At 68.5% G+C, this 18675-nt stretch carries 21 protein-coding genes; 11 read left to right on the top strand and 10 right to left on the bottom strand.

From position 1 onward, the window contains the following. The first annotated feature begins 16 nt into the window (after positions 1–16). The 4 genes from GGQ80_RS07860 to GGQ80_RS07845 all read left to right on the top strand — a co-directional run bounded on the left by GGQ80_RS07860 (position 17) and on the right by GGQ80_RS07845 (position 2222). The gene (locus tag GGQ80_RS07860) at positions 17–658 is read left to right on the top strand and encodes an RluA family pseudouridine synthase (RefSeq protein ID WP_183983513.1); all 642 of its coding nucleotides are present in this window, start codon (positions 17–19) and stop codon (positions 656–658) included. Beyond that, a complete protein-coding gene (arfB, locus tag GGQ80_RS07855; RefSeq protein ID WP_183983511.1) occupies positions 655–1053 on the top strand; it encodes an alternative ribosome rescue aminoacyl-tRNA hydrolase ArfB in 399 nt (132 codons plus the stop codon). Before GGQ80_RS07860 ends, arfB begins: the two co-directional genes overlap by 4 nt. Before the next feature lie 148 nt (positions 1054–1201). After that, positions 1202–1684, top strand: a complete 483-nt coding sequence (locus GGQ80_RS07850) for a GAF domain-containing protein (protein ID WP_183984056.1) — start codon at positions 1202–1204, stop codon at positions 1682–1684. A 94-nt stretch (positions 1685–1778) separates the two neighbouring features. Beyond that, a complete protein-coding gene (locus GGQ80_RS07845; RefSeq protein WP_221364268.1) occupies positions 1779–2222 on the top strand; it encodes a hypothetical protein in 444 nt (147 codons plus the stop codon). 142 nt (positions 2223–2364) lie between these two features. On the opposite strand, the gene GGQ80_RS07840 is transcribed toward GGQ80_RS07845, so the two are convergent. Beyond that, positions 2365–3651: a M20/M25/M40 family metallo-hydrolase gene (locus GGQ80_RS07840; RefSeq protein ID WP_183983506.1), complete on the bottom strand. Its 1287-nt coding sequence runs from the start codon at positions 3649–3651 to the stop codon at positions 2365–2367. A gap of 129 nt (positions 3652–3780) precedes the next feature. Between GGQ80_RS07840 and GGQ80_RS07835 the strand changes: the two genes are divergently transcribed. Beyond that, positions 3781–4578 carry a hypothetical protein gene (locus GGQ80_RS07835; RefSeq protein WP_183983504.1) on the top strand — a complete coding sequence of 266 codons (798 nt, stop codon included), beginning with the start codon at positions 3781–3783 and terminating at the stop codon, positions 4576–4578. Between the two features lie 213 nt (positions 4579–4791). On the opposite strand, the gene GGQ80_RS07830 is transcribed toward GGQ80_RS07835, so the two are convergent. After that, the gene (locus GGQ80_RS07830; protein ID WP_183983502.1) at positions 4792–5247 is read right to left on the bottom strand and encodes a universal stress protein; all 456 of its coding nucleotides are present in this window, start codon (positions 5245–5247) and stop codon (positions 4792–4794) included. A gap of 105 nt (positions 5248–5352) precedes the next feature. Here GGQ80_RS07830 and GGQ80_RS07825 point away from each other — a divergent pair, with 105 nt between their 5' ends. The 6 genes from GGQ80_RS07825 to lpdA are packed head-to-tail and all read left to right on the top strand — an operon-like array spanning position 5353 to position 9457. Further along, on the top strand, positions 5353–6729 hold the full coding sequence (locus GGQ80_RS07825; protein WP_183983500.1) for a pyruvate dehydrogenase complex dihydrolipoamide acetyltransferase: 1377 nt from the start codon (positions 5353–5355) through the stop codon (positions 6727–6729). A gap of 5 nt (positions 6730–6734) precedes the next feature. Further along, on the top strand, positions 6735–6947 hold the full coding sequence (locus GGQ80_RS07820) for a hypothetical protein (protein ID WP_183983498.1): 213 nt from the start codon (positions 6735–6737) through the stop codon (positions 6945–6947). 41 nt (positions 6948–6988) lie between these two features. Further along, on the top strand, positions 6989–7330 hold the full coding sequence (locus GGQ80_RS07815) for an acyl-CoA thioesterase (protein ID WP_246346970.1): 342 nt from the start codon (positions 6989–6991) through the stop codon (positions 7328–7330). 50 nt (positions 7331–7380) lie between these two features. Then, entirely contained in the window at positions 7381–7659 is a 279-nt protein-coding gene (locus GGQ80_RS07810) for a hypothetical protein (protein WP_183983494.1), read from the top strand. Further along, entirely contained in the window at positions 7650–8060 is a 411-nt protein-coding gene (locus tag GGQ80_RS07805) for a PIN domain-containing protein (protein ID WP_343050941.1), read from the top strand. The genes GGQ80_RS07810 and GGQ80_RS07805 overlap by 10 nt, the downstream gene beginning before the upstream one ends. A gap of 2 nt (positions 8061–8062) precedes the next feature. Then, positions 8063–9457 (top strand): dihydrolipoyl dehydrogenase, encoded by a 1395-nt coding sequence (gene lpdA / locus GGQ80_RS07800; RefSeq protein ID WP_183983490.1) that lies wholly within the window; start codon positions 8063–8065, stop codon positions 9455–9457. Between the two features lie 143 nt (positions 9458–9600). On the opposite strand, the gene GGQ80_RS07795 is transcribed toward lpdA, so the two are convergent. The 8 genes from GGQ80_RS07795 to GGQ80_RS07760 all read right to left on the bottom strand — a co-directional run bounded on the left by GGQ80_RS07795 (position 9601) and on the right by GGQ80_RS07760 (position 18650). Beyond that, positions 9601–10023, bottom strand: a complete 423-nt coding sequence (locus GGQ80_RS07795; protein ID WP_183983488.1) for a hypothetical protein — start codon at positions 10021–10023, stop codon at positions 9601–9603. An 11-nt stretch (positions 10024–10034) separates the two neighbouring features. Continuing rightward, on the bottom strand, positions 10035–11267 hold the full coding sequence (locus GGQ80_RS07790) for a molybdopterin-dependent oxidoreductase (protein WP_183983486.1): 1233 nt from the start codon (positions 11265–11267) through the stop codon (positions 10035–10037). A 292-nt stretch (positions 11268–11559) separates the two neighbouring features. Then, positions 11560–12603, bottom strand: a complete 1044-nt coding sequence (locus GGQ80_RS07785; protein ID WP_183983484.1) for a YeiH family protein — start codon at positions 12601–12603, stop codon at positions 11560–11562. Between the two features lie 44 nt (positions 12604–12647). Then, positions 12648–13799, bottom strand: coding sequence for a 3,4-dihydroxy-2-butanone-4-phosphate synthase (gene ribB / locus GGQ80_RS07780; RefSeq protein WP_183983482.1), 1152 nt, complete (start codon positions 13797–13799; stop codon positions 12648–12650). After that, positions 13796–15799, bottom strand: a complete 2004-nt coding sequence (locus tag GGQ80_RS07775; protein ID WP_343050940.1) for an alpha-glucosidase — start codon at positions 15797–15799, stop codon at positions 13796–13798. The genes ribB and GGQ80_RS07775 overlap by 4 nt, the downstream gene beginning before the upstream one ends. Then, a complete protein-coding gene (locus GGQ80_RS07770; protein ID WP_183983480.1) occupies positions 15796–16386 on the bottom strand; it encodes an NADPH-dependent FMN reductase in 591 nt (196 codons plus the stop codon). Before GGQ80_RS07770 ends, GGQ80_RS07775 begins: the two co-directional genes overlap by 4 nt. A 291-nt stretch (positions 16387–16677) precedes the next feature. Further along, complete coding sequence (locus GGQ80_RS07765) at positions 16678–17745, bottom strand: LLM class flavin-dependent oxidoreductase (RefSeq protein WP_183983478.1); 1068 nt, start codon at positions 17743–17745, stop codon at positions 16678–16680. Then, entirely contained in the window at positions 17742–18650 is a 909-nt protein-coding gene (locus GGQ80_RS07760) for an aldo/keto reductase (RefSeq protein WP_425506030.1), read from the bottom strand. Before GGQ80_RS07760 ends, GGQ80_RS07765 begins: the two co-directional genes overlap by 4 nt. Between the last annotated feature and the right edge of the window lie 25 nt (positions 18651–18675).

Raw genomic sequence — 18675 nt, 5'->3', positions numbered from 1 at the left:
TGGCAAGGACACAACCATGCATGGCGACAGGGTACTCTTCATCGACGGCGAGGCGCTCGTCATCGACAAACCCGCAGGGCTGCCGGTCGATCCGCCGCGCGACGGATCGCTGAGCCTGGAGAACCACCTCGAATCGTTGCGGTTCGGCTTTCATCGCTGGCCGGTGGCGGTGCACCGGCTCGATCGAGACACCTCGGGCTGCCTCCTGCTGGCGCGCAATCCAAAGGCGGCGGCGCGGTTAGGCCAGGCGTTCGAGCGCGGCGAGGTGGAGAAGCGCTATCTCGCGGTGCTCGACGGCGTGCCCGAGGGCGAATCGGGCACGATCGACTTCCCGCTGGGCAAGGTCAGCACGCGCGAGGCCGGATGGCGGATGGTCGAGGATGCGAAGGGCAAGGCGGCGCGGACCCATTGGCGCCTGCTGCGCAGCGAGGGCGGGCGATCGCTGGTCGAGTTCCGTCCCGAAACCGGTCGCACGCACCAGATTCGCGTCCATGCCGCGACCGGGCTCGGCACGCCGGTGGTCGGCGATCCGGTGTACGGGCGCGGCGATCCGGCGGGCATGCTGCTTCATGCTGCCGGGCTGGTGGTTCCGCGCGGCAGCAAGGAGCCGATCCGCGCCGAGGCACCGCTGCCCGAGCGTTTCGGCATCTTCGCGTGATCGAGGTGCCCGAGGATGCGCTGGAGGAGCGCTTCCTCGCCTCTACCGGGCCGGGCGGGCAGAACGTCAACAAGGTCGCGACGGCGTGCCAGCTGCGTGTCGACGTGTTCCGGCTGGGGCTGTCGCCGGAAAGCTATCGCCGGCTGAAGGTGGCGGCTGGCAGCAAGATGACCGCAGGCGGCGAGTTGGTGATTACCGCGCGTCGCTATCGCACGCAGGAGGCGAACCGCCAGGATGCGCGGGCGCGGCTGGCCGATCTGCTGGCCGAGGCGGAAAAGCGCGAGGCGCGGCGGGTGAAGACCAAGCCCTCGCGCGCCGCCAAGGCCCGCCGCGTCGATGCCAAGAAGGGGCGAAGCGTCGTGAAGGCCGGCCGCGGGCGGGTGAGCCTAGACTAATCCTCCCCGGCACGGGGAGGGGGACCGCTCGCGCCAGAGAATCGTGGAGGTGCAGACCCTAAGCGCTGGTCCTGTTTGGCTGCCCCTCCACCATGCCTATGGCATGGTCCCCCTCCCCGTGCCGGGGAAGAATGGCTATCTGGTCTCCATGTACCAGTTCGATATCGCCGCCGGCACCAAGGCCGACCTCTATCACGACCTCCACGCCGCACTCGACGCGCTGACCGGCGACGAGCCCGATGCGATCGCCAACATGGCCAATGCCGCGGCACTGATCTGGCAGTATCTGCCCGATCTCAACTGGGCCGGTTTCTATCGGACGATCGGCGACGAGCTGGTCCTGGGGCCATTCCAGGGCAAGGCGGCGTGTATCCGCATCCCGTTCGGCGAGGGCGTGTGCGGCACCGCCGCCGCCACTACGTCGACCCAACTGGTCGAGGACGTCCACGCCTTTCCGGGCCACATCGCCTGCGACGCGGCGAGCCGGTCGGAACTGGTGGTGCCGATCGTCCGCGACGGCCGGGTGATCGCGGTCCTCGACCTTGACAGTCCCGAGCCCGCGCGCTTCAACGCCGAGGATGCCGCCGGCTGCGAGGCGCTGGCCAGGCTGTTGGCAAACCGTCTCGGCTGATCCGAAACGGGACGAGGTTTTTCGTGGTGACGCGTGTCACACGATGGTAACAATCGGGCAGCCAACCGGCAGCGCCGATGGGGGTGGGATGAGGATGACGGCCTGGGGCATCGCGGTGCTCGCGCTGGTGTCGACGGACGCCGTGGCGCAACGCGACGATCGACAGCGCCAGCCGGCGGCGACGCCGACGCCATCCGCCAGTCCCACGCCGACGGTGGCGGCGACCGGCGATCCGCGGCTCGACGCGGCGGCCGGTTTCGGGGCGGCGATGGGCTATGCCTATGGCGATACCGCGGCGTTTGCACCGCAACCGCCCGATCCGGTCCGCCGGCGGGGGTCGATGGCGCAGGGGGCGCCGCAGTGGCACGCGGTCGCTGGCGGCGGGGTGACGACGACCTCGACCGGTGTCGGCATCGCGCCGCGGGCGAGGGTGACGCGGGGGACGGACCCCGGCACGGTGGTGACGACCACCACGAGCGAATTCGCCGAGCCGGCACCACCGGCCCGGCCAGCCAGGCGCCGCGCCACGCGACGCTGAACGAGACATAGGTTTTCCGGGGAGGGGTACCCCGGGAAATGGCCCCCGGGGGTCTTAGGCAATGCCGTCCCGCACGAACTCCCGCGGGGCGGCATTGTCGTGTCCGGCCTCCTCGATCCTCCCCCTGGCGGGGGAGGATCGATCAGCGCCGTGCCGCGCGTCCCGCGAAGGTGGGGATGCTCTCCGCCCCATCCGCCGACAGCGCCGATACCGCGACGAAATGATCGTCGACGGGCACGTTGACCAACGTCGTCGCGGTATCGTCGACGTCGCGCATCGCCGTCCACTTGGGCGTGCCGTCGTTGGGCCGCCAGCGGACGCGATAGCGCGCCGCGCCCGGCACCGGCGTCCAGCTGACCTGGGTATCGCGCGACAGGTCGCCGACCAGCGATGCGCTGGCTGGCGCGGCAGGCGCCGCGGCGAGGCGGGTGATGGTCGCGACGTTGATCGCGGTCACGCGGCCGAGATAGGCGAAGTCCATCCGGTCGATGGTGTCGCCATAGACGACGCCCTTCTCGGTGCGCAGGTCCTGGTGCTGCGCGTCCCAGTTCTCCGCGCCCACCGAGAAGCGGACGGCAGGATAGCCGCGCTTCAGGAACGGCTCGTGATCGCCGCCGCGGCCGAAGCGATCGGGGCGGCGATCGAGGAACACCTGGAATCCGCCGGGAATGCCGCCGGCGACATCGGCGATCGTCTTCGCCAGCGCACGGCTGGGGCCGTCGTCCTCGCCACCGATGCCGCGACGCGTGAGCTGCTGGGGCATGTCCTCCGACGCGCGGATGCCTTCGGAAAAGACGCGGACGCGGCCGGCGTCCTTCACCCCGCCCTGGCCGATCGAGTTACCGACGATGTCGTTGTTGAGCATCGCCGTCACCTGCCAGCCGCGTTGCTGCGCCGTGTCCGCCAGCAGCTCGGCACCCCACAGCCCCTGCTCCTCGGCGGAGAATGCGACATAGACGATCGTCGCGTCGAACGTCCGCTTCGACAGCAGTCGCGCCGCCTCGAGCACCAGCGCGACGCCCGAGGCATCGTCGTTGGCGCCCGGTGCGTCGCTGGTCGCGTCCATCACGTCGGTAACGCGGCTGTCGAGGTGGCCGCCGACGATCACGACGCGATTGGGGTCGCGGCCCTTCTGGATGCCGAGCACGTCCTGCACCACGACGCCGCCGGGCGCGCGCGGGCCGGTGAAGCGGCGGTCGATCCGCTCGACGGTGATACACCCGCCGCATTCCTTCGACATCGCCTCGAACCGGCTCGCGACCCAGGTGCGGGCGGCGCCGATGCCGCGCTTCGGATCGGTCGTCGTCGACAGCGAGTGGCGGGTGCCGAAGCCGACCATCGCGGCGACGTCGGCGCGCATGCGCTGGGGGTCGGGCCGCGGGGCGGGGGTGATCGCCGCAGCGGCGGCGGCCAGGAGGAAAAGAGCCATGCCGCTGATGTGACGGCAAAAGCGCGACCGCTCAACCCCGCTTGCGACTCGTGCCGTTTCGGGTCAAACTCACCTTCAGAACATAACGGTCGCTCGTCATGCCACAGGCAAACAAGAGGGGACCGATCCATGACATTTCGTACGACCTATTGGCTCGCGGGCATCGCGCTCGCGATCGCGGCTCCCGCGTCGGCGCAGAGCGTCTTCGACGGTACGTGGAAGGGGGAGGCGACGTCGGCGACGCTCGACGTCAAGCCCGACGAGTTCACGCTGAAGGACGGCCTGTACTCCTGCAAGTCGTGCATCCCGCCCTATGCGGTGAAGGCCGACGGCCAGTTCCACGCGGTCAAGGACCGCCCCTATTGGGATGAGATCGCACTGACCGTGGTCGACCCCAACGTCGTACGGATGCAGTTCCGCAAGAACGGCAAGATCGTTGCCGAGAACGTCGAAACCGTGTCCGCCGACGGTAACACGATCACCTTCAAGGGGCGCAACACCAACAATGGTGCCGGCACGGTGGTGGAACAGTCGAGCAGCGCGACCCGGGTCGGGGCCTCGATCCCCGGCGCACACCGCATCTCCGGCGCATGGAAGCCCGATCCCAAGACCAACCAGGTTTCCGACAATGCGATGACGATGATGGTGAAGGTCCATGACGGCATGGTCCACATGACCACCGGGCTGGGCGAAACGCTCAACGCGAAGATCGGCGGCGACTATGCGCTGACCGAGAAGGATCCGGGCAAGACGATGAGCAAGGTCGAGATGCCCGCGCCCAATGTCATGAAGATCACCGACATGCGGCAAGGCAAGGTGGTGCAGGTGTCGACCTATACCGTCACGCCCGATGGCCGGACGCTCGATGGCGCCTGGATGGACCCGCGTGACGGATCGAAGGGCACGTTCGTCGCGCGCAAGCAGTAGGGGCCATCGGCGGCGGCCTTCCCATCCTTCGTCATCCCGGCCTCGAGCCGGGATCCAAGGTGCGGCGAGCGACCCAGCCGGTCACCGCACGAGCCGCCCGCCGCACGATGGATCCCCGCCTGCGCGGGGATGACAGAATAAGAGAGGGCCGCCCTCGCAAAACCGTCATGCTGAACTCGGTTCAGCATGACGAGGGTGGGTTATGCCCCCCCTTCAACTCAACCGGTCGATCTGCTCGCGCGTCAGGCTGCCCGGCACGATCGTCACCGGCACCGGCAGCGCGCCCGCATCGGTGCCGGCGAAGTGGCTCACCAATTCCCCCGGCGCGCCGCTCGCCGCCGCGCCCAGCACCAGCGCGGCGATCTCGGGATTGCCCTCGATGATCTCGCGGATGATCTTCGGGCCTTCGCCCTCGCGCACCGTGATCGCGGGCTTCAGCCCCGATTCCTGCAGCAGCGTTCCCGCTGCCGCCGCCACCAGCCCCTCGGCATGGGCGCGCGCCTCCGCCTCGATCGTCGCCTGAACGCCGCCGAAGGCGATGAATTCCTGTGGAGGGACGATGCTGACGATTTCGACGCCGCCGCCGGTCTTCACCGCACGCCGCGCGGCGAAGCGCAGCGCGATGCCGGCCTCGGGACTGTCGTCGATCGCCACCAGATAGATGCGCATCGCGCGAGCGTGCCGTGCGACGACGCTGCGCGCAAGGGTTGACCCTAGTGCGCGCTGGGGCGAAGAGCGTGCCGCGCTCCACCGGAGCAAGCCAAGAGGACGCCCATGTCGATCGAGATCAAGATGCCCGCGCTGTCGCCGACGATGGAGGAGGGCACGCTGGCCAAATGGCTCGTCAAGGAGGGCGACACCGTCAAGTCCGGCGACATCATGGCCGAGATCGAAACCGACAAGGCGACGATGGAGTTCGAGGCGGTCGACGAGGGCGTCATCGCCAAGATTTTGGTGGCCGAGGGTACCGACAATGTGAAGGTCGGCGCCGCGATCGCGATCCTGGCCGAGGAAGGCGAGGATGCCTCCGCCGTCTCCGCGCCGTCGAAGAGCGAGACGCCTGAGCCCGCCGACCCCGAGTTCAAGGGCCGCCCCGATCCCACCGACCCCAATGCCAAGGGTAACGAGGGCAAGCCGGTCGAACGTACCGAGACCCAGGCCGAGGATCACGGCCGCCCCGCCGACGCCGGCGCCGAGAGCGCGGCGCGCTCGGGTGGTCAGTCGGGCGACCGCGTGAAGGCGAGCCCGCTCGCCCGCCGCATCGCCGCCGAGAAGGGCGTCGACCTGGGTGCGGTCAGCGGCTCCGGTCCCAACGGCCGCATCGTCAAGGCCGATATTGAGGGCGCCAAGCCGGGGGCTGCCGCGCCCAAGACCGCGACCAGCCAGCCGGCAGAGACGGCCACCGCCGCCGCGCCCACGCCGGCACCGGCCGCCGCGGCCAAGCCGATCGCCATTCCCGACATTCCGCACGAAGCGACCAAGCTGTCGAACATGCGCAAGACGATCGCGCGCCGCCTGACCGAATCGAAGCAGCAGGTGCCGCACATCTACCTGACGGTGGATGTGCGCCTCGACGCGCTGATGAAGCTGCGCGGCGAGCTGAACGGCGCGCTGTCGGCACGCGGCGTCAAGCTGTCGGTCAACGACATGCTGGTGAAGGCGCTCGCGCAGGCGCTGATCGCGGTGCCCAAGTGCAACGTGATGTTCACGCCGGACCAGCTGATCAGCTTCCACCGCGCCGACATCTCGGTCGCGGTGTCGACGCCCGCCGGGCTCATCACCCCGATCATCGCCGGCGCCGAATCGAAGAGCCTGTCGGCGATCTCGACCGAGATGAAGGATCTCGCCGCCCGCGCCCGCGACAACAAGCTGAAGCCTGAGGAATTCCAGGGCGGTACTGCCTCGATTTCCAACATGGGCATGTTCGGGATCAAGCAGTTCGAGGCGGTCATCAACCCGCCGCAGGGCATGATCCTGGCGATCGGTGCCGGTGAGAAGCGGCCATACATCGTCGACGACGCGCTCGGCGTCGCCACGGTGATGACCGCGACCGGCAGCTTCGATCACCGTGCGATCGACGGCGCCGACGGCGCCCAGCTGATGAAGGCGTTCAAGGAGCTGGTGGAAAGCCCGCTCGGGATGATCGCCTGATCGCCATGCGCACCGCGATCGAGCTGATCCATATCGTCGCCGGGCTGATCGTCGCCTGGACGTTCACCGAACTGGCGATCTGGGCCTATCCGCTCGGCAGCCAGGTGATCTGGTGGTGCGGCGCGGCGGGGATGGCGGCGGCGGTCGTGCTCGGCGCGGGGCCGCTCCACCGCGCATGGCGGCTCGACCGGCGCTTCGACCGGCGACGCAAGGCGTGACTAGCCTGCCCGACCTGCAGCCGGTGATCCGCGTCACCGCCATGCCCGCCGACGCCAATCCCTATGGCGACATCTTCGGCGGCTGGCTGATGGGGCACATGGATCTCGCCGCCGGCTCGGTCGCCTCGCATCACGCCGGCGGGCGCGCGGTGACGATCGCGGTCGAGGGGATGAAGTTCCACCGCCCCGTCATCGTCGGCGACGAGGTGTCCGTCTACGCCACGCTGGTCGCGACTGGCACCACCTCGATGACGATCGACGTCGAGGCCTGGCGCCGCGGCCGCCACACCGACGAGGCCTATCGGGTGACGCAGGCCCGCTTCGTCTTCGTCGCGATCGGCGACGACCGCCAGCCGCGCAAGGTGGCGGCGCTGGGCGGTTGAACGCGCTTCGACAAAGTGTATCTTATGGTGACACTTTTGAGGATCGCGCCATGAAGATGGGCATCAAGGAATTTCGCGAGCGGCTGGGTGAGGTCGCGATCGGCGATCAGGTGATCGAGGTCACCCACCACGGCAAGCGCGTCGGCCGCTACATGCCCGAACGGCTGCGAACGGCTCCCGACATCGATCTGGACGCGTGGGCAAAGCAGCGCGTTGATGCCGCGCGGCGTTGGCGCGAGCAGACGCCCGATTGGCGTGAGCGCCTGAAGGCATTCGGGATTCCCGCCGACGAGATCGAGGGCATGGAAGCCGACGACCAGTGCTCCTGACCGATACCAACATTCTCCAGCGGGTTAGTCGCGGGCGCGCAATGCGCCACGTCGTCGCGCTCCGCGAGCGTGGCGTGCCGCTGGCGACTACCGACCGTAACGCCTTCGAACTTCATCGCAACCTTGTCGGCCAGCTGGGCCTGGACGAGGACGAGGCGATGGAAGAGGTCGACCGCGTGCTGGCGCCTTTCATGCTCATCGGCGCAGACGAATATGATTATCTGCGCGACGCCGCCCGCGCGCGGCTGCGCCAGGGGGGCAAGTCGGACTGGCCCGCCCTTGCCGCGGCCCTTGCTTTCGGCGGCCAAATCTGGACGGAGGACGTCGACTTCTTTGGGGTCGGCGTGGCGGTCTGGACGACGGACAACCTGCCTTACCTGAAACACGCATCGGATGATTGACCATGGCTGACCAATTCGACCTCATCGTGCTCGGCTCGGGCCCGGGCGGCTATGTCGCGGCGATCCGCGCGTCGCAGCTGGGCCTCAAGGTCGCGATCGTCGAGCGCGAACGGCTGGGCGGCATCTGCCTCAACTGGGGCTGCATCCCGACCAAGGCACTGCTGCGGTCGAGCGAGATCTATCACTATATGCAGCATGCCGCCGACTACGGCCTGGCGGTCGACCGGTCGTCGTTCGATCTCGGCAAGGTGGTCGATCGCAGCCGCAAGGTCGCGGGCCAGCTCAACGCCGGCGTCAAGGGCCTGATGAAGAAGAACAAGGTCCAGGTGTACGAGGGCGTCGGCAAGCTCACCGCGCCGGGCAAGCTCAGCGTCAAGCAGGGCGACAAGACGATCGAGCTGGCCGCCAAGGACATCATCATCGCCACCGGCGCGCGCGCGCGCGACCTGCCCTTCGCCAAGGCCGACGGCAAGCGTGTCTGGACCTATCGCCACGCAATGGTGCCGCCCGAGATGCCGACCAAGCTGCTGGTCATCGGATCGGGCGCGATCGGCGTCGAATTCGCCAGCTTCTACAACGACATGGGTGCCGACGTGACGATCGTCGAGATGCTGCCGCGCATCCTGCCGGTCGAGGACGAGGAGATCAGTGCCTTCATGGAAAAGGCGCTGACCAAGCAGGGCATGACGATCCGCACCGGCGTCGGCGTCGAGAAGATCGAGGTCGGCGGCAGCGGCATCAAGGCGAGCATCAAGGGCAAGGACGGCAAGGTCACGACCGAGGACTATAGCCACGTCATCGTCGCGATCGGCATCGTGCCCAACACCGAGGAGATCGGGCTGGAGGCGCTCGGCATCGAGACCGAGCGCGGCCACATCAAGACCGACGGCTATGGCGCGACCAGCGTCAAGGGAGTGTGGGCGATCGGCGACGTCACCGGCGCCCCCTGGCTGGCGCACAAGGCGAGCCACGAAGGCGTCATCGCCGCCGAAAAGATCGCGGGCGGCCACCCGCATGCGATGGACAAGAACAACATCCCCGGCTGCACCTATTCGCGTCCCCAGGTCGCCTCGGTCGGCCTAACCGAGGCCAAGGCCAAGGAAGCGGGCTATGAGGTGAAGGTCGGCAAGTTCCCCTTCATCGGCAACGGCAAGGCGATCGCTCTCGGCGAGGCGGAGGGCTTCACCAAGACGGTGTTTGACGCCAAGACCGGCGAACTGCTCGGCGCGCACATGGTCGGTGCCGAGGTGACCGAGATGATCCAGGGCTATGTCATCGCCCGCCAGCTCGAGACGACCGAGGCGGAGATGATGGACACCGTCTTCCCGCATCCGACGATCAGCGAATCGATGCACGAGAGCGTGCTCGGCGCCTATGGGCGCGCCCTGCATATCTGATTCCACCCAATCCTCCCCCGGAGGGGGAGGGGGACCAGCCGCAGGCTGGTGGAGGGGTAGTCGCCTCAGGCGACGCGGCCCGCGGCATACCCCTCCGCCACCGCTTCGCGGTGGCCCCCCTCCCCTTGCAGGGGAGGATTTACTTACTTCGCCGCCACCTCAGCCGGCTTCGTGGCGCCGGTCATCCCCACCAGATACGCATGGATCGTCGTCGCCTCGTCCGGCGTGATCCGCGCCTTGTAGACTTCGGCCATCTTCTTGATGGCGGCCGCCCATTGGTCGCTGGTCAGCGGCGGCTGGGTCAGGATCATGCTCGCCGAGTGACAGGCGGTACACACGCGGTCGGCGACATCCGATCCCGGGCCGGCGGGGAACTTGGCCTCGTCGGCGGGCAGCTCGATGCTGGCCGAGGTCAGCGCCAGACCGCCGCCCGCCACGCTGGGCTCGGGCACCGTCGGGACCGGCTTGGGTGCCGGTGCGGGCCGGTTGTGCGGCGCGCCGACCGCCAGCAGGACGATGGCGACGATCGCGGCGATCAGGACGCCGATGGCGGCATTGGAGCGCATCGCTAATTCCCTCAGCTCGCCACGATCGTGGTGGTTTCGACATTGCCGCGCATATAGCCGCCGGGGTTCCAGATCGGCCGGAACGGCTGCGCGACGCCGGCGCTGTTCCAGCAGCGCACCGCGATCCGGTTGCGCCCGCGCACCAGCGGCACGCGCGCGTCCCAGCGGCGGAAGCTGTAGCGCCCCTCGTCTGGCCCCAGCGTCGCCTGGCGCCAGCTGCGCCCGCCGTCGGACGATACCGCGACGCGCGCCACGCCGTGGTCGCCGCCCATGGCGATGCCGCCGACCTCGATCTCGGGTTCGTAGGCGATCACCTGGCCTTCGGGCAGGCTGGTCATCCAGCTGCGTGGAATCATCGCGCTAATCGGCGTCGTCGGGAAATCCTTCGATCCCGGCGCGACATCGGCGCCGGGCGCGGTCGGGATCTTGTACGCCTTGGCCATCCAGTAATTCTCGTCGGGCGCGCCCAGCACCTCGATCGCGTTGAGCGCCTTTACCCAATAGGTCGAATACCAGCCCGGCACGATCAGCCGCAGCGGAAAGCCGTTCAGCAACGGCAGCTGTTCGCCGTTCATCGCAAAGGCGATCATCACCTCGCCGTCGCGCGCATGGTCGAGCCCAAGCGACTTCTCGAAATCGGGCCCGTCGGGCACCGCCGGCTGGTCGAGCGCGTCGAAGCGCACCTGCACCGCCCCGGCGCGGACGCGGGCGAGGTCGAGGACGTCCTTCAGCCGCACGCCGGTCCATTTCGCGTTACCCATCGCGCCATGGCCCCATTGCGCGCCGGGCACGCGCGGCTGGAAATAGCCGCGGCTGTTGCCCGAGCATTGATTGACCGCGGCATATTCGATCCGCGGCAGCCGCAGCAGTTGCGCCAGCGAGATCGCCAGCGGCCGCTCGACCATCCCGCCGACACGCAGGCGGAACGTCTCGACATCGACGCTGGTGGGAATGTCGGACCAGTGCCAGCGGACGAAGAACTGGTCGTTGGGCGTGAACACGCTGCGATCGAACACCTCCATCGGCGTTTCCAGCAGCGGCGGGCGATTGCGCTGCAGGATCATGCTGCCCTTGCCGGGGAAGGCGGTGGTCAGCGGCCGTTCGTCGTTGCCGCCGGGCAGGTGCAGGTCCGCCATCTGCTGCGCCAGCGCCGGCGCCGCGATGGCGCCGGCACCTATCGCCATGCGGCCGAGTAGGCGGCGGCGGTTCGTCTCGGCGGCGAGGAGGGAGTTCAGGCGGTCCATTGCGGCGTCTCCATGGACGGCAGTCTAGCGCCTCGTCCGCTTCCACCCAACCGTTCGTACTGAGCGAAGTCGAAGCCTGTCCCGAGCGTCGCCGGAGGGCAGATGTCGCGGGTGGTGTCGTGCGTGGCATGTCCTTCGACTACGCTCAGGACGAACGGTGGAGGGGAGGCGACGGCGGCCAAATTACCTGTCCGTTCGTGCTGAGCGAAGTCGAAGCACCTGCCCCCGGCGCCGGCATTCGTGGCCTGTCCTTCGACGTCGTTCAGGATAAACGGGAGAGGGGAGGCTGAGCTCACAACACCACCATCGCCGCGACCAGCGACAGTGCCAGCGCGACCAGTGATGCCACCCCGATGATGACCAGCGGCTTCGGCCCCGTTCCCAGCAGCGAGCGCATCGGCGCGCGGATACCGGTCGCCGCCACCGCGCAGGCGAGGCAGGCAGTGGCGGCGGTGCCGGCGGCATTCGTCACCACGGCGGGGATCGGCACCAGCGAGTTGACCGCCGCGACGACGAAGAAGCCGGTGACGAACCACGGGATCGACAGGCCGGCGCGCTTCGCCCCCGGCACCGGCGCGACCGCAGCGATAAGCGCCAGCACCGGCGCCAGCAGCGCGACGCGGGTCAGCTTGACGATCGTCGCGGTCTCGCCCGCCGCGTCGGAGAAGGAATAGCCCGCACCGATCGCCTGCGCGACGTCGTGGATCGACGCGCCGAGCATCAGCCCCGCCTGTGCATCGCTCAGGTGAAGCGAATGAGCGATGAGGGGATAGAAGAACATCGCGGTCGCGCTCGCCGCCGCAATGCCGACGAGCACCAGCGCGAGCTGCGCCTGGCTGATCCGCCGCTCGCCCAGCGTCGTCGCGATGGCCAATGCCGCCGACGCGCCGCAGATCGCGACCGCGCCGCCCGCCAGCGCTCCGAACGCCGGCGACAGCCCGAGCGCCCGCGCCACGATCACCCCGGTGGCCAGGGTCGCGAGCAGGATCAGCACCACCGCCACCAGCGTCATCGGCCCCAGCCCGACGATCTGCCCCAGCGTGACGCGCGCGCCGACCAGCACGATGCCCCAGCGCAGCAAGGTCTTCGACGCGAAGGTGAGGCCCGGCGCCATGTTCTTTTCCGAGCCCAGGAAATTCAGCGCGAGCCCGATCAGCAGCGCCATCAGCGTCAGCGGGGCGCGATAGTGATCGGCGACGAACGCCGCCGCCATCGTCGCCAGCGCCGCGACGGTCAGCCCGGGCACTTGGTCTCGCCACGTCGTCGGCGGCGCGGGGATGATGTCATTGTAGAGATCGGCCGCCTGGAGCGTCGGCTGTTCGCGATAGCTGGCCATGGCCCTCTCAATAACGATCGTCATCCCGAACTCGACTCGGGATCTCAGGCCGCATGGGCGACGGCGGGAGATGCTGAATCGAGTTCAGCATGACGGTAGTGGGAAGCGGGTGCGTTGCCCAACCCCCGCTGCGCCATGATCGACAGGCCATAGCCCTCCAGCCCGACCATCGTGTGGTGCGAGTTCGACAGCAGCACCATCTCGTGAATGCCCAGGTCGGCGAGGATCATCGCGCCTTCGCCATAGTCGCGCAATTCGTCCATGTCGCTTTCGGGGCGCGGTTCGGCGAAGGCGTCGGCGCGCGGGCGGTCGATGACGACAATGACGCCCGATCCCTCCGCCGCGATCGCCTCCATCGCCTGGCCCAGCATGTCGCTGCGCGCGCCCGCCTCGCCGAACATGTCGGCGAAGGGCGTGGCGGCGTGCATCCGCACCAATGTCGGCGTCGTCGTGTCGAGTTCGCCCTTGATGAGCGCGATCTGCTCGCTGCCCGTCGCCTTGTTGCGATAGGCGCGCGCGATCCAGCGGCCGCCCCAGCGGCTGTCGAATGCGCGCTCGGATATCTGCTCGACTAGATGGTCATAGCGGCGGCGATAGGCGATCAGGTCGCGGATCGTCCCGATCTTCAGCTTGTGGGCTTCCGCGAAGGCGACGAGGTCGTCCATCCGCGCCATGGTGCCATCCTCGTTCATGATCTCGCAGATCAGTCCCGAGGGATTGAGCCCCGCCAGCCGCGACACGTCGACCGCCGCCTCGGTATGGCCCGTGCGCACTAGCACGCCGCCGTCGCGGGCGACCAGCGGGAAGACATGGCCCGGCGTCACGATCTCGCTCGCGCCCTTCGACGAATCGATCGCCACCGCGACGGTACGCGCGCGGTCGGCGGCGGAGATGCCCGTCGTCACGCCCTCACGCGCCTCGATCGAGGTGGTGAAGGCGGTCTCGTGCCGCGTCCCGTTGTTGCGGCTCATCAGCGGCAGGCCGAGTTCGTCGACGCGGCTCTTGGTCAGCGCCAGGCAGATCAGGCCACGGCCATGCTTCGCCATGAAATTGACCGCTTCGGGCGTCGCCATCTGCGCCGGGATGATGAGGTCGCCCTCGTTCTCGCGATCCTCGTCGTCGACTAGGATGAAGATGCGGCCGTTGCGCGCCTCGTCGATGATCTCCTCGACGCTCGACAGGAAAGCGGCTCTCATGCGTTGACCTTTGCTGGGATGGAGCGGAACAGCGCGGCGTGGTCGCTGGCCTCGCGCCAGAAGACGGGCGGCTCGCCGATCGGTGCGGCGACATCGGCGGTGGTGCCGCCCTCGTATCGTTCGCCCGACCACAGGTGGATCCAGGCGGCGCCGGCGGGCAGATACGCCGACCAGCGCGTCGCCCCCGCCTCGATCACCGGCGCGACGACGAGGTCGCGGCCATAGCCATATTGCGTCTCGACGCCCCAGCAGTCGGCGTCGTCCTGCCAGTCGAGGAACAACGGCCGCTGGAGCGGCATACCGGTTGCCGCCGCCTCGTCGCACAGGCTGGTCACATAGGGTGCCAGCGCCGCATGAAGCCGAGTCATCGCCGCGAAATGCGCCAGCACCGCCGGATCGTCGTCGAGCTGCAGGTTGTCGTCGGGCCGATTGCCTTCGTGGCTGCGCATCACCGGGGTCAGCGCGCACAGTTCCGACCAGCGCATCAGTAGCTCGGGCGTGCGGACGTTGCCATAGAGGCTGGTGTAGCCGCCGAGATCACTGTGGTGATACGCGTTGCCGACCAGCCCCGACGACAGCGCCGCGCGGATCACCGTGCCGATGCCGTCGTGGCGGCTGAAATCGACGCTCTGGTCGCCTGCCCAAAGCAAGGGGCAGTACCGCCCCACCCCGGTGAAGCCCGCGCGCATGAAGAACAGCGCATCGCCCGTCTTGCCGCGCGAGGCGACCGCACGCGCGTTCACCTCCGCCCAAATCGTCGGCCAGGCATTGTGCGCCAACATCCCGTCAGTGCCGTCGTGGAGCCGGACGTCGGTCGGCAGATATTCGCCGAAATCGGCCATCCATCCCGACAGGCCGTAATCGAGCATCTCGCCCCCGATCACTCGCTCGGCGAACCAGTCGGCGGCGGCGGGGTTGGTGAAATCGACGATGCCGCAGTCGAACTCGCCGAAATCGACGATATACGGCGCGTCGGCATCGAGCCGCAGCGCCAGATAGCCCGCCGCAACCGCCTCCTGATACAGCGTGCCGTCGATCGCCAGGTACGGATTGACGTAGCCGAGGAAGCGGATGCCGCGGTCGTTCAGCGCGGCGATCTTCGCCTTCAGCGCCGGATAGCGCGACTCATTGGCTTTCCAGTCCCAGAACAGGCGCTTGCCGAAGCTGGTGATGCGCAGGCCGATCCAGTCCTCGCACCACAGGCCGGTGACAATCGCGCCGGCGGCGATGATCGCCTCCATCCGGGCGAAGCTTTCCTCGCCCTGCTTCAGCCCCAGGATCGCGCCCTCGATCGCCCAGGCGGGCAGTTTCGGCTGGCGCCCGAACCGCGTCGACAGATGGCCGACCAGATCGGCGAAGCGCGGGGCCGCGAACAGCTCGATCCGCGCCGGGATCGCCCACGCCTCGATCTCGTGGAACGCCGGATCGCGGAAGTCGAAGCAGGTGTAGGCGGTCGTCTCGACATGCAGCGCATAGCGGCGCGACGACAGATACGTCGGCTGCGGATAGTTGGTGTTCCAGTAATCGCCGCCCGACCGATGATCGCGGTCGCACTGGAAGGTGAGGTAGGTCGACTTGTCGCGCCCGACGCCCGGCTCCGACGTCCACATCGGAAAGCGCCGCCCGGCCATATCGACATAGGACAGCTGCTCGCCGCCGCCCCACAGTCGCTCGCCAGCCTCCGCAACGCAGCGCAGCCACAGCCGGTTCAGCGAAGGATCGAGCGCCTCGATCGCCACCGCGCCGCCCTCGATGCGCAGCCGCAGCAACGGCGCGCCATCCGCACTCAGCGTCGCGACGTCGCCCGCCACGGTGCAGCGCGTCAGCGGCACGCGTGCGTCAAGCCGGTCGGACAGGAAGTAATTGCCGCGGTACATGTCGACGTCGGCGCGTCCGGCACCGACGAACAGGGCAGGCGCCTCGGGCCGATGCCGCATCACCAGCGTGCCGGCGATGGTGAGGTCGAACCCGCCCTCGACCGCGGTCAGGACGACGCTCACGCCGCCCACCGGATCTGGTGATCGCGCAATGCTGCGCGTGCGACCTGCCGCCCGACCGTCTCCAACTGGCCCAGCGCCGCCGCGTCGGTGCAGCCGCCCTCGACGTCGAACTTGCACTGCGCGCTGTTGATCGCCGCGCCGAGCGGTGTTGGCCAGCCGCGCAACGCATGGACGATCGAACGCAGCGCCGCGATCGTCGATCCTGTCGCCTGCCAGCCATAGGCGGTGGCGATCACGCCGACGGGCAGGTCGGTCAGGTAGACGCGCTCGTCGCGCGCCGTTTCCTCGATCAGGTCGAGCGCATTCTTGACGAGCCCGCTGATGCTGCCGTGATAGCCGGGGCTAGCGATGATGACGCCCGACGCGGCCCGGATCGCCTCGACCAGCGCGGCTTCGCCCGGCGTCCGCTCGGCCCCCGGCGTGTAGAGCGGCAGCGCCGCGAGCGCCTCGCCGCCGAACGCCAGCGTCTCCACCCCTTCCGCCGCGGCGGCGCGCAGGCTGATGTCGAGCGCACGTTCGGTCGAGGACCCGGCAACCGTCGTGCCGCCGATGCCGACGATCAACGGGCGGGAATGTGCGTCGGCCATGTCCTTCTCCTCTCGACCCTGGCTGGCTTCCCTCCTCCGTTCGTGGTGAGGAGGGGCTGAGCGAAGCCGAAGCCCCGTCTCGAACCACATGCCCGGTAACCTGCCCTTCGAGATGCCGCTTCGACTTCGCTCAGCGGCTCCTCAGGGCGAACGGGACGAGGATCAAGTCCTCCTCCCTCTCATCACGCCCCTCCCCTTCAGGCGAGGGGTTGGGGTGGGGGCCACGGGCGCCGGTCTCGGTGAGACACGCCCCACCCCTACTCCTCCCCTGAAGGGGAGGGGCTATGTAGGTCACACCATCAACGGCCCGTGCGTCATCTTCGGTAGCACGTGGCGCGCGAACAGGTCCGCCTCCGCCGCATGTGGATAGCCCGACAGGATGAACGCCTCGATCCCCATGTCCTGATACATCGCCAGCTTGGCGAGCACCTGGTCGGGATCGCCGACGATCGCCGCGCCGCAGCCCGATCGCGCCCGGCCGACGCCGGTCCACAGATTTTCCTCGGCATAGCCGTCGTCCGCCGCATTCTCGCGCAGCGCCGCCTGCGCCGCGACCCCGGTCGAGGAGGTGTCGAGCGACTTGTTGCGGATCGCGATGCCGGTCGCATCGTCCAGCTTCGACAACAGCCGGTCGGCGGCGGCGCGTGCCTCTGCCTCGGTATCGCGAACGACGACATGCGCGCGATAGCCGAACTTGAGCGTCCGGCCGTGCTTCGCCGCGCGCGCGGTCATGTCGTCCATGATCTCGCGGACGACCTCCTTCTTGTCGGGCCACATCAGGTACACGTCGCAGCCCTGCGCCGCGGCCTCGCGCGCGTCTTCGGACAGGCCGCCGAAGTAGAGCGGCGGGCACTTGCCCGACACCGTCGTCACCGCCGGCGGATCGAGCTTCAGCTGCCAATGCTCGCCCTGGTGATCGAGCGGCTCGCCGCCCAGCATCGTCTTCAGAATCTGCATCGCCTCGAGCGTGCGGGCATAGCGCGGGGCCGACGCCATCTTCTCGCCCGGCAGGTCGGACGAGATGATGTTCACCGTCAGCCGCCCGCCCAGAATGCGGTCGATCGTCGCGATCTGGCGCGCCAGCTGCGGCGGCCAGCTCTCGCCGATCCGAACCGCCATCAGCAGGCGGATGCGACGCAGCATCGGCGCGATCGCCGCCGCGAAGGCGGTGGTGTCGATGCCCAGCTGATAACCCGACGGCAGCAGGATGTTGTCGAACCCGCCGCTCTCCGCCTGCAACACGATGTCGCGGCAATGCTCCCAGCTCGACTTCAGCTTGGAATCGGGGACGCCGAGAAATTCATAGTCGTCGTCGCATAGCGCCGAAAACCAGCTGACTTCGCAACTCCGCTCGCTCATGGCAGCTTCTCTCCAAGGCTTGCCTGCAGGACGTCGTACCATTCGGCGCGCGTCCATTTCGGCGTATAGGCGTCGGGTATCGATGCGATCCGCGACGGGTTCTGGGTGCCGACGATCGGGATGATCCCGGCGGGATGCGCCATGATCCAGCTATAGGCGGCGGCGGCGCGATCGACGCCGGCCTCTTCCGCCTTCTGGTCGAGCAGTGCCGCGACCGCGCTCGCCGTGTCGCCCTCGGGCTTGGCGAGCCGCCCGCCGCCCAGCGGCGACCAGGCGAGCACGCTCATGCCGTGCTGCATCGCCTGGTCGAGGATGCCGTCCCACAGCGGCGTCGTCGTCAACGGCGAAAATTCAGGCTGGTGGCTGACGATCGGCACGCTCAGGAAGCGTGCCAGCGCGTCGGTCTGCGCGGGCGTGAAGTTCGACACGCCGATGCTGCGGATCTTGCCCGCGGCGCGCGCATCGTCGAGCGAGCGGGCGACTTCCTGCGGATGCGCCAGCAGGTCGGGGCGGTGGATCTGATAGAGGTCGATCCGCTCGCAGCCCAGCCGCGTCAACGACGCGTCGATCGCCTGCGGCAGGTACACCGCACCCGAATCATAAGGCACGCCGATGCGGATGCCGCCCTTCGACGCCAGCACCATGCGGTCGCGCAGCGCAGGGGCCTCCGCGAACACCCGGCCCAGCAGCGCCTCGGCGGCGCCGAAGCCCTCGCCGTTGTCGGGGCCATAGATGTCGGCGGTGTCGAGCAGCGTGATACCGGCGTCGAGCGCCGATTCGACCAACTGGCGGGCCTTGGCGACGTCGTCGCCGGCGAAACGCCACATGCCCCAGGCGATGGTCGAGACGGCGATGCCCGAGGATCCGAGCATCGTGTTGCGAGCAGGAGATTTCATATAAGACACCGTTGTCTTATCGCAGCGACATGGC

This window comes from Sphingomonas jinjuensis, assembly GCF_014197105.1.
GTDB classification, from domain to species: domain Bacteria; phylum Pseudomonadota; class Alphaproteobacteria; order Sphingomonadales; family Sphingomonadaceae; genus Sphingomonas; species Sphingomonas jinjuensis.
The sequence above is the reverse complement of the archived record's forward strand: the minus strand, read 5'-3'. Positions and strand labels throughout refer to the sequence as shown.

What these genes read in the sequence shown, in the direction of transcription:
- GGQ80_RS07860 (WP_183983513.1), top strand. Translation starts at nt 17, where the DNA reads ATGCATGGCGACAGGGTACTCTTCATCGACGGCGAGGCGCTCGTCATC.
- GGQ80_RS07850 (WP_183984056.1), top strand. Translation starts at nt 1,202, where the DNA reads ATGTACCAGTTCGATATCGCCGCCGGCACCAAGGCCGACCTCTATCAC.
- GGQ80_RS07845 (WP_221364268.1), top strand. Translation starts at nt 1,779, where the DNA reads ATGACGGCCTGGGGCATCGCGGTGCTCGCGCTGGTGTCGACGGACGCC.
- GGQ80_RS07840 (WP_183983506.1), bottom strand. Translation starts at nt 3,651, where the DNA reads ATGGCTCTTTTCCTCCTGGCCGCCGCCGCTGCGGCGATCACCCCCGCC.
- GGQ80_RS07835 (WP_183983504.1), top strand. Translation starts at nt 3,781, where the DNA reads ATGACATTTCGTACGACCTATTGGCTCGCGGGCATCGCGCTCGCGATC.
- GGQ80_RS07830 (WP_183983502.1), bottom strand. Translation starts at nt 5,247, where the DNA reads ATGCGCATCTATCTGGTGGCGATCGACGACAGTCCCGAGGCCGGCATC.
- GGQ80_RS07825 (WP_183983500.1), top strand. Translation starts at nt 5,353, where the DNA reads ATGTCGATCGAGATCAAGATGCCCGCGCTGTCGCCGACGATGGAGGAG.
- GGQ80_RS07820 (WP_183983498.1), top strand. Translation starts at nt 6,735, where the DNA reads ATGCGCACCGCGATCGAGCTGATCCATATCGTCGCCGGGCTGATCGTC.
- GGQ80_RS07815 (WP_246346970.1), top strand. Translation starts at nt 6,989, where the DNA reads ATGCCCGCCGACGCCAATCCCTATGGCGACATCTTCGGCGGCTGGCTG.
- GGQ80_RS07810 (WP_183983494.1), top strand. Translation starts at nt 7,381, where the DNA reads ATGAAGATGGGCATCAAGGAATTTCGCGAGCGGCTGGGTGAGGTCGCG.
- lpdA (WP_183983490.1), top strand. Translation starts at nt 8,063, where the DNA reads ATGGCTGACCAATTCGACCTCATCGTGCTCGGCTCGGGCCCGGGCGGC.
- GGQ80_RS07795 (WP_183983488.1), bottom strand. Translation starts at nt 10,023, where the DNA reads ATGCGCTCCAATGCCGCCATCGGCGTCCTGATCGCCGCGATCGTCGCC.
- GGQ80_RS07790 (WP_183983486.1), bottom strand. Translation starts at nt 11,267, where the DNA reads ATGGACCGCCTGAACTCCCTCCTCGCCGCCGAGACGAACCGCCGCCGC.
- GGQ80_RS07785 (WP_183983484.1), bottom strand. Translation starts at nt 12,603, where the DNA reads ATGGCCAGCTATCGCGAACAGCCGACGCTCCAGGCGGCCGATCTCTAC.
- ribB (WP_183983482.1), bottom strand. Translation starts at nt 13,799, where the DNA reads ATGAGAGCCGCTTTCCTGTCGAGCGTCGAGGAGATCATCGACGAGGCG.
- GGQ80_RS07770 (WP_183983480.1), bottom strand. Translation starts at nt 16,386, where the DNA reads ATGGCCGACGCACATTCCCGCCCGTTGATCGTCGGCATCGGCGGCACG.
- GGQ80_RS07765 (WP_183983478.1), bottom strand. Translation starts at nt 17,745, where the DNA reads ATGAGCGAGCGGAGTTGCGAAGTCAGCTGGTTTTCGGCGCTATGCGAC.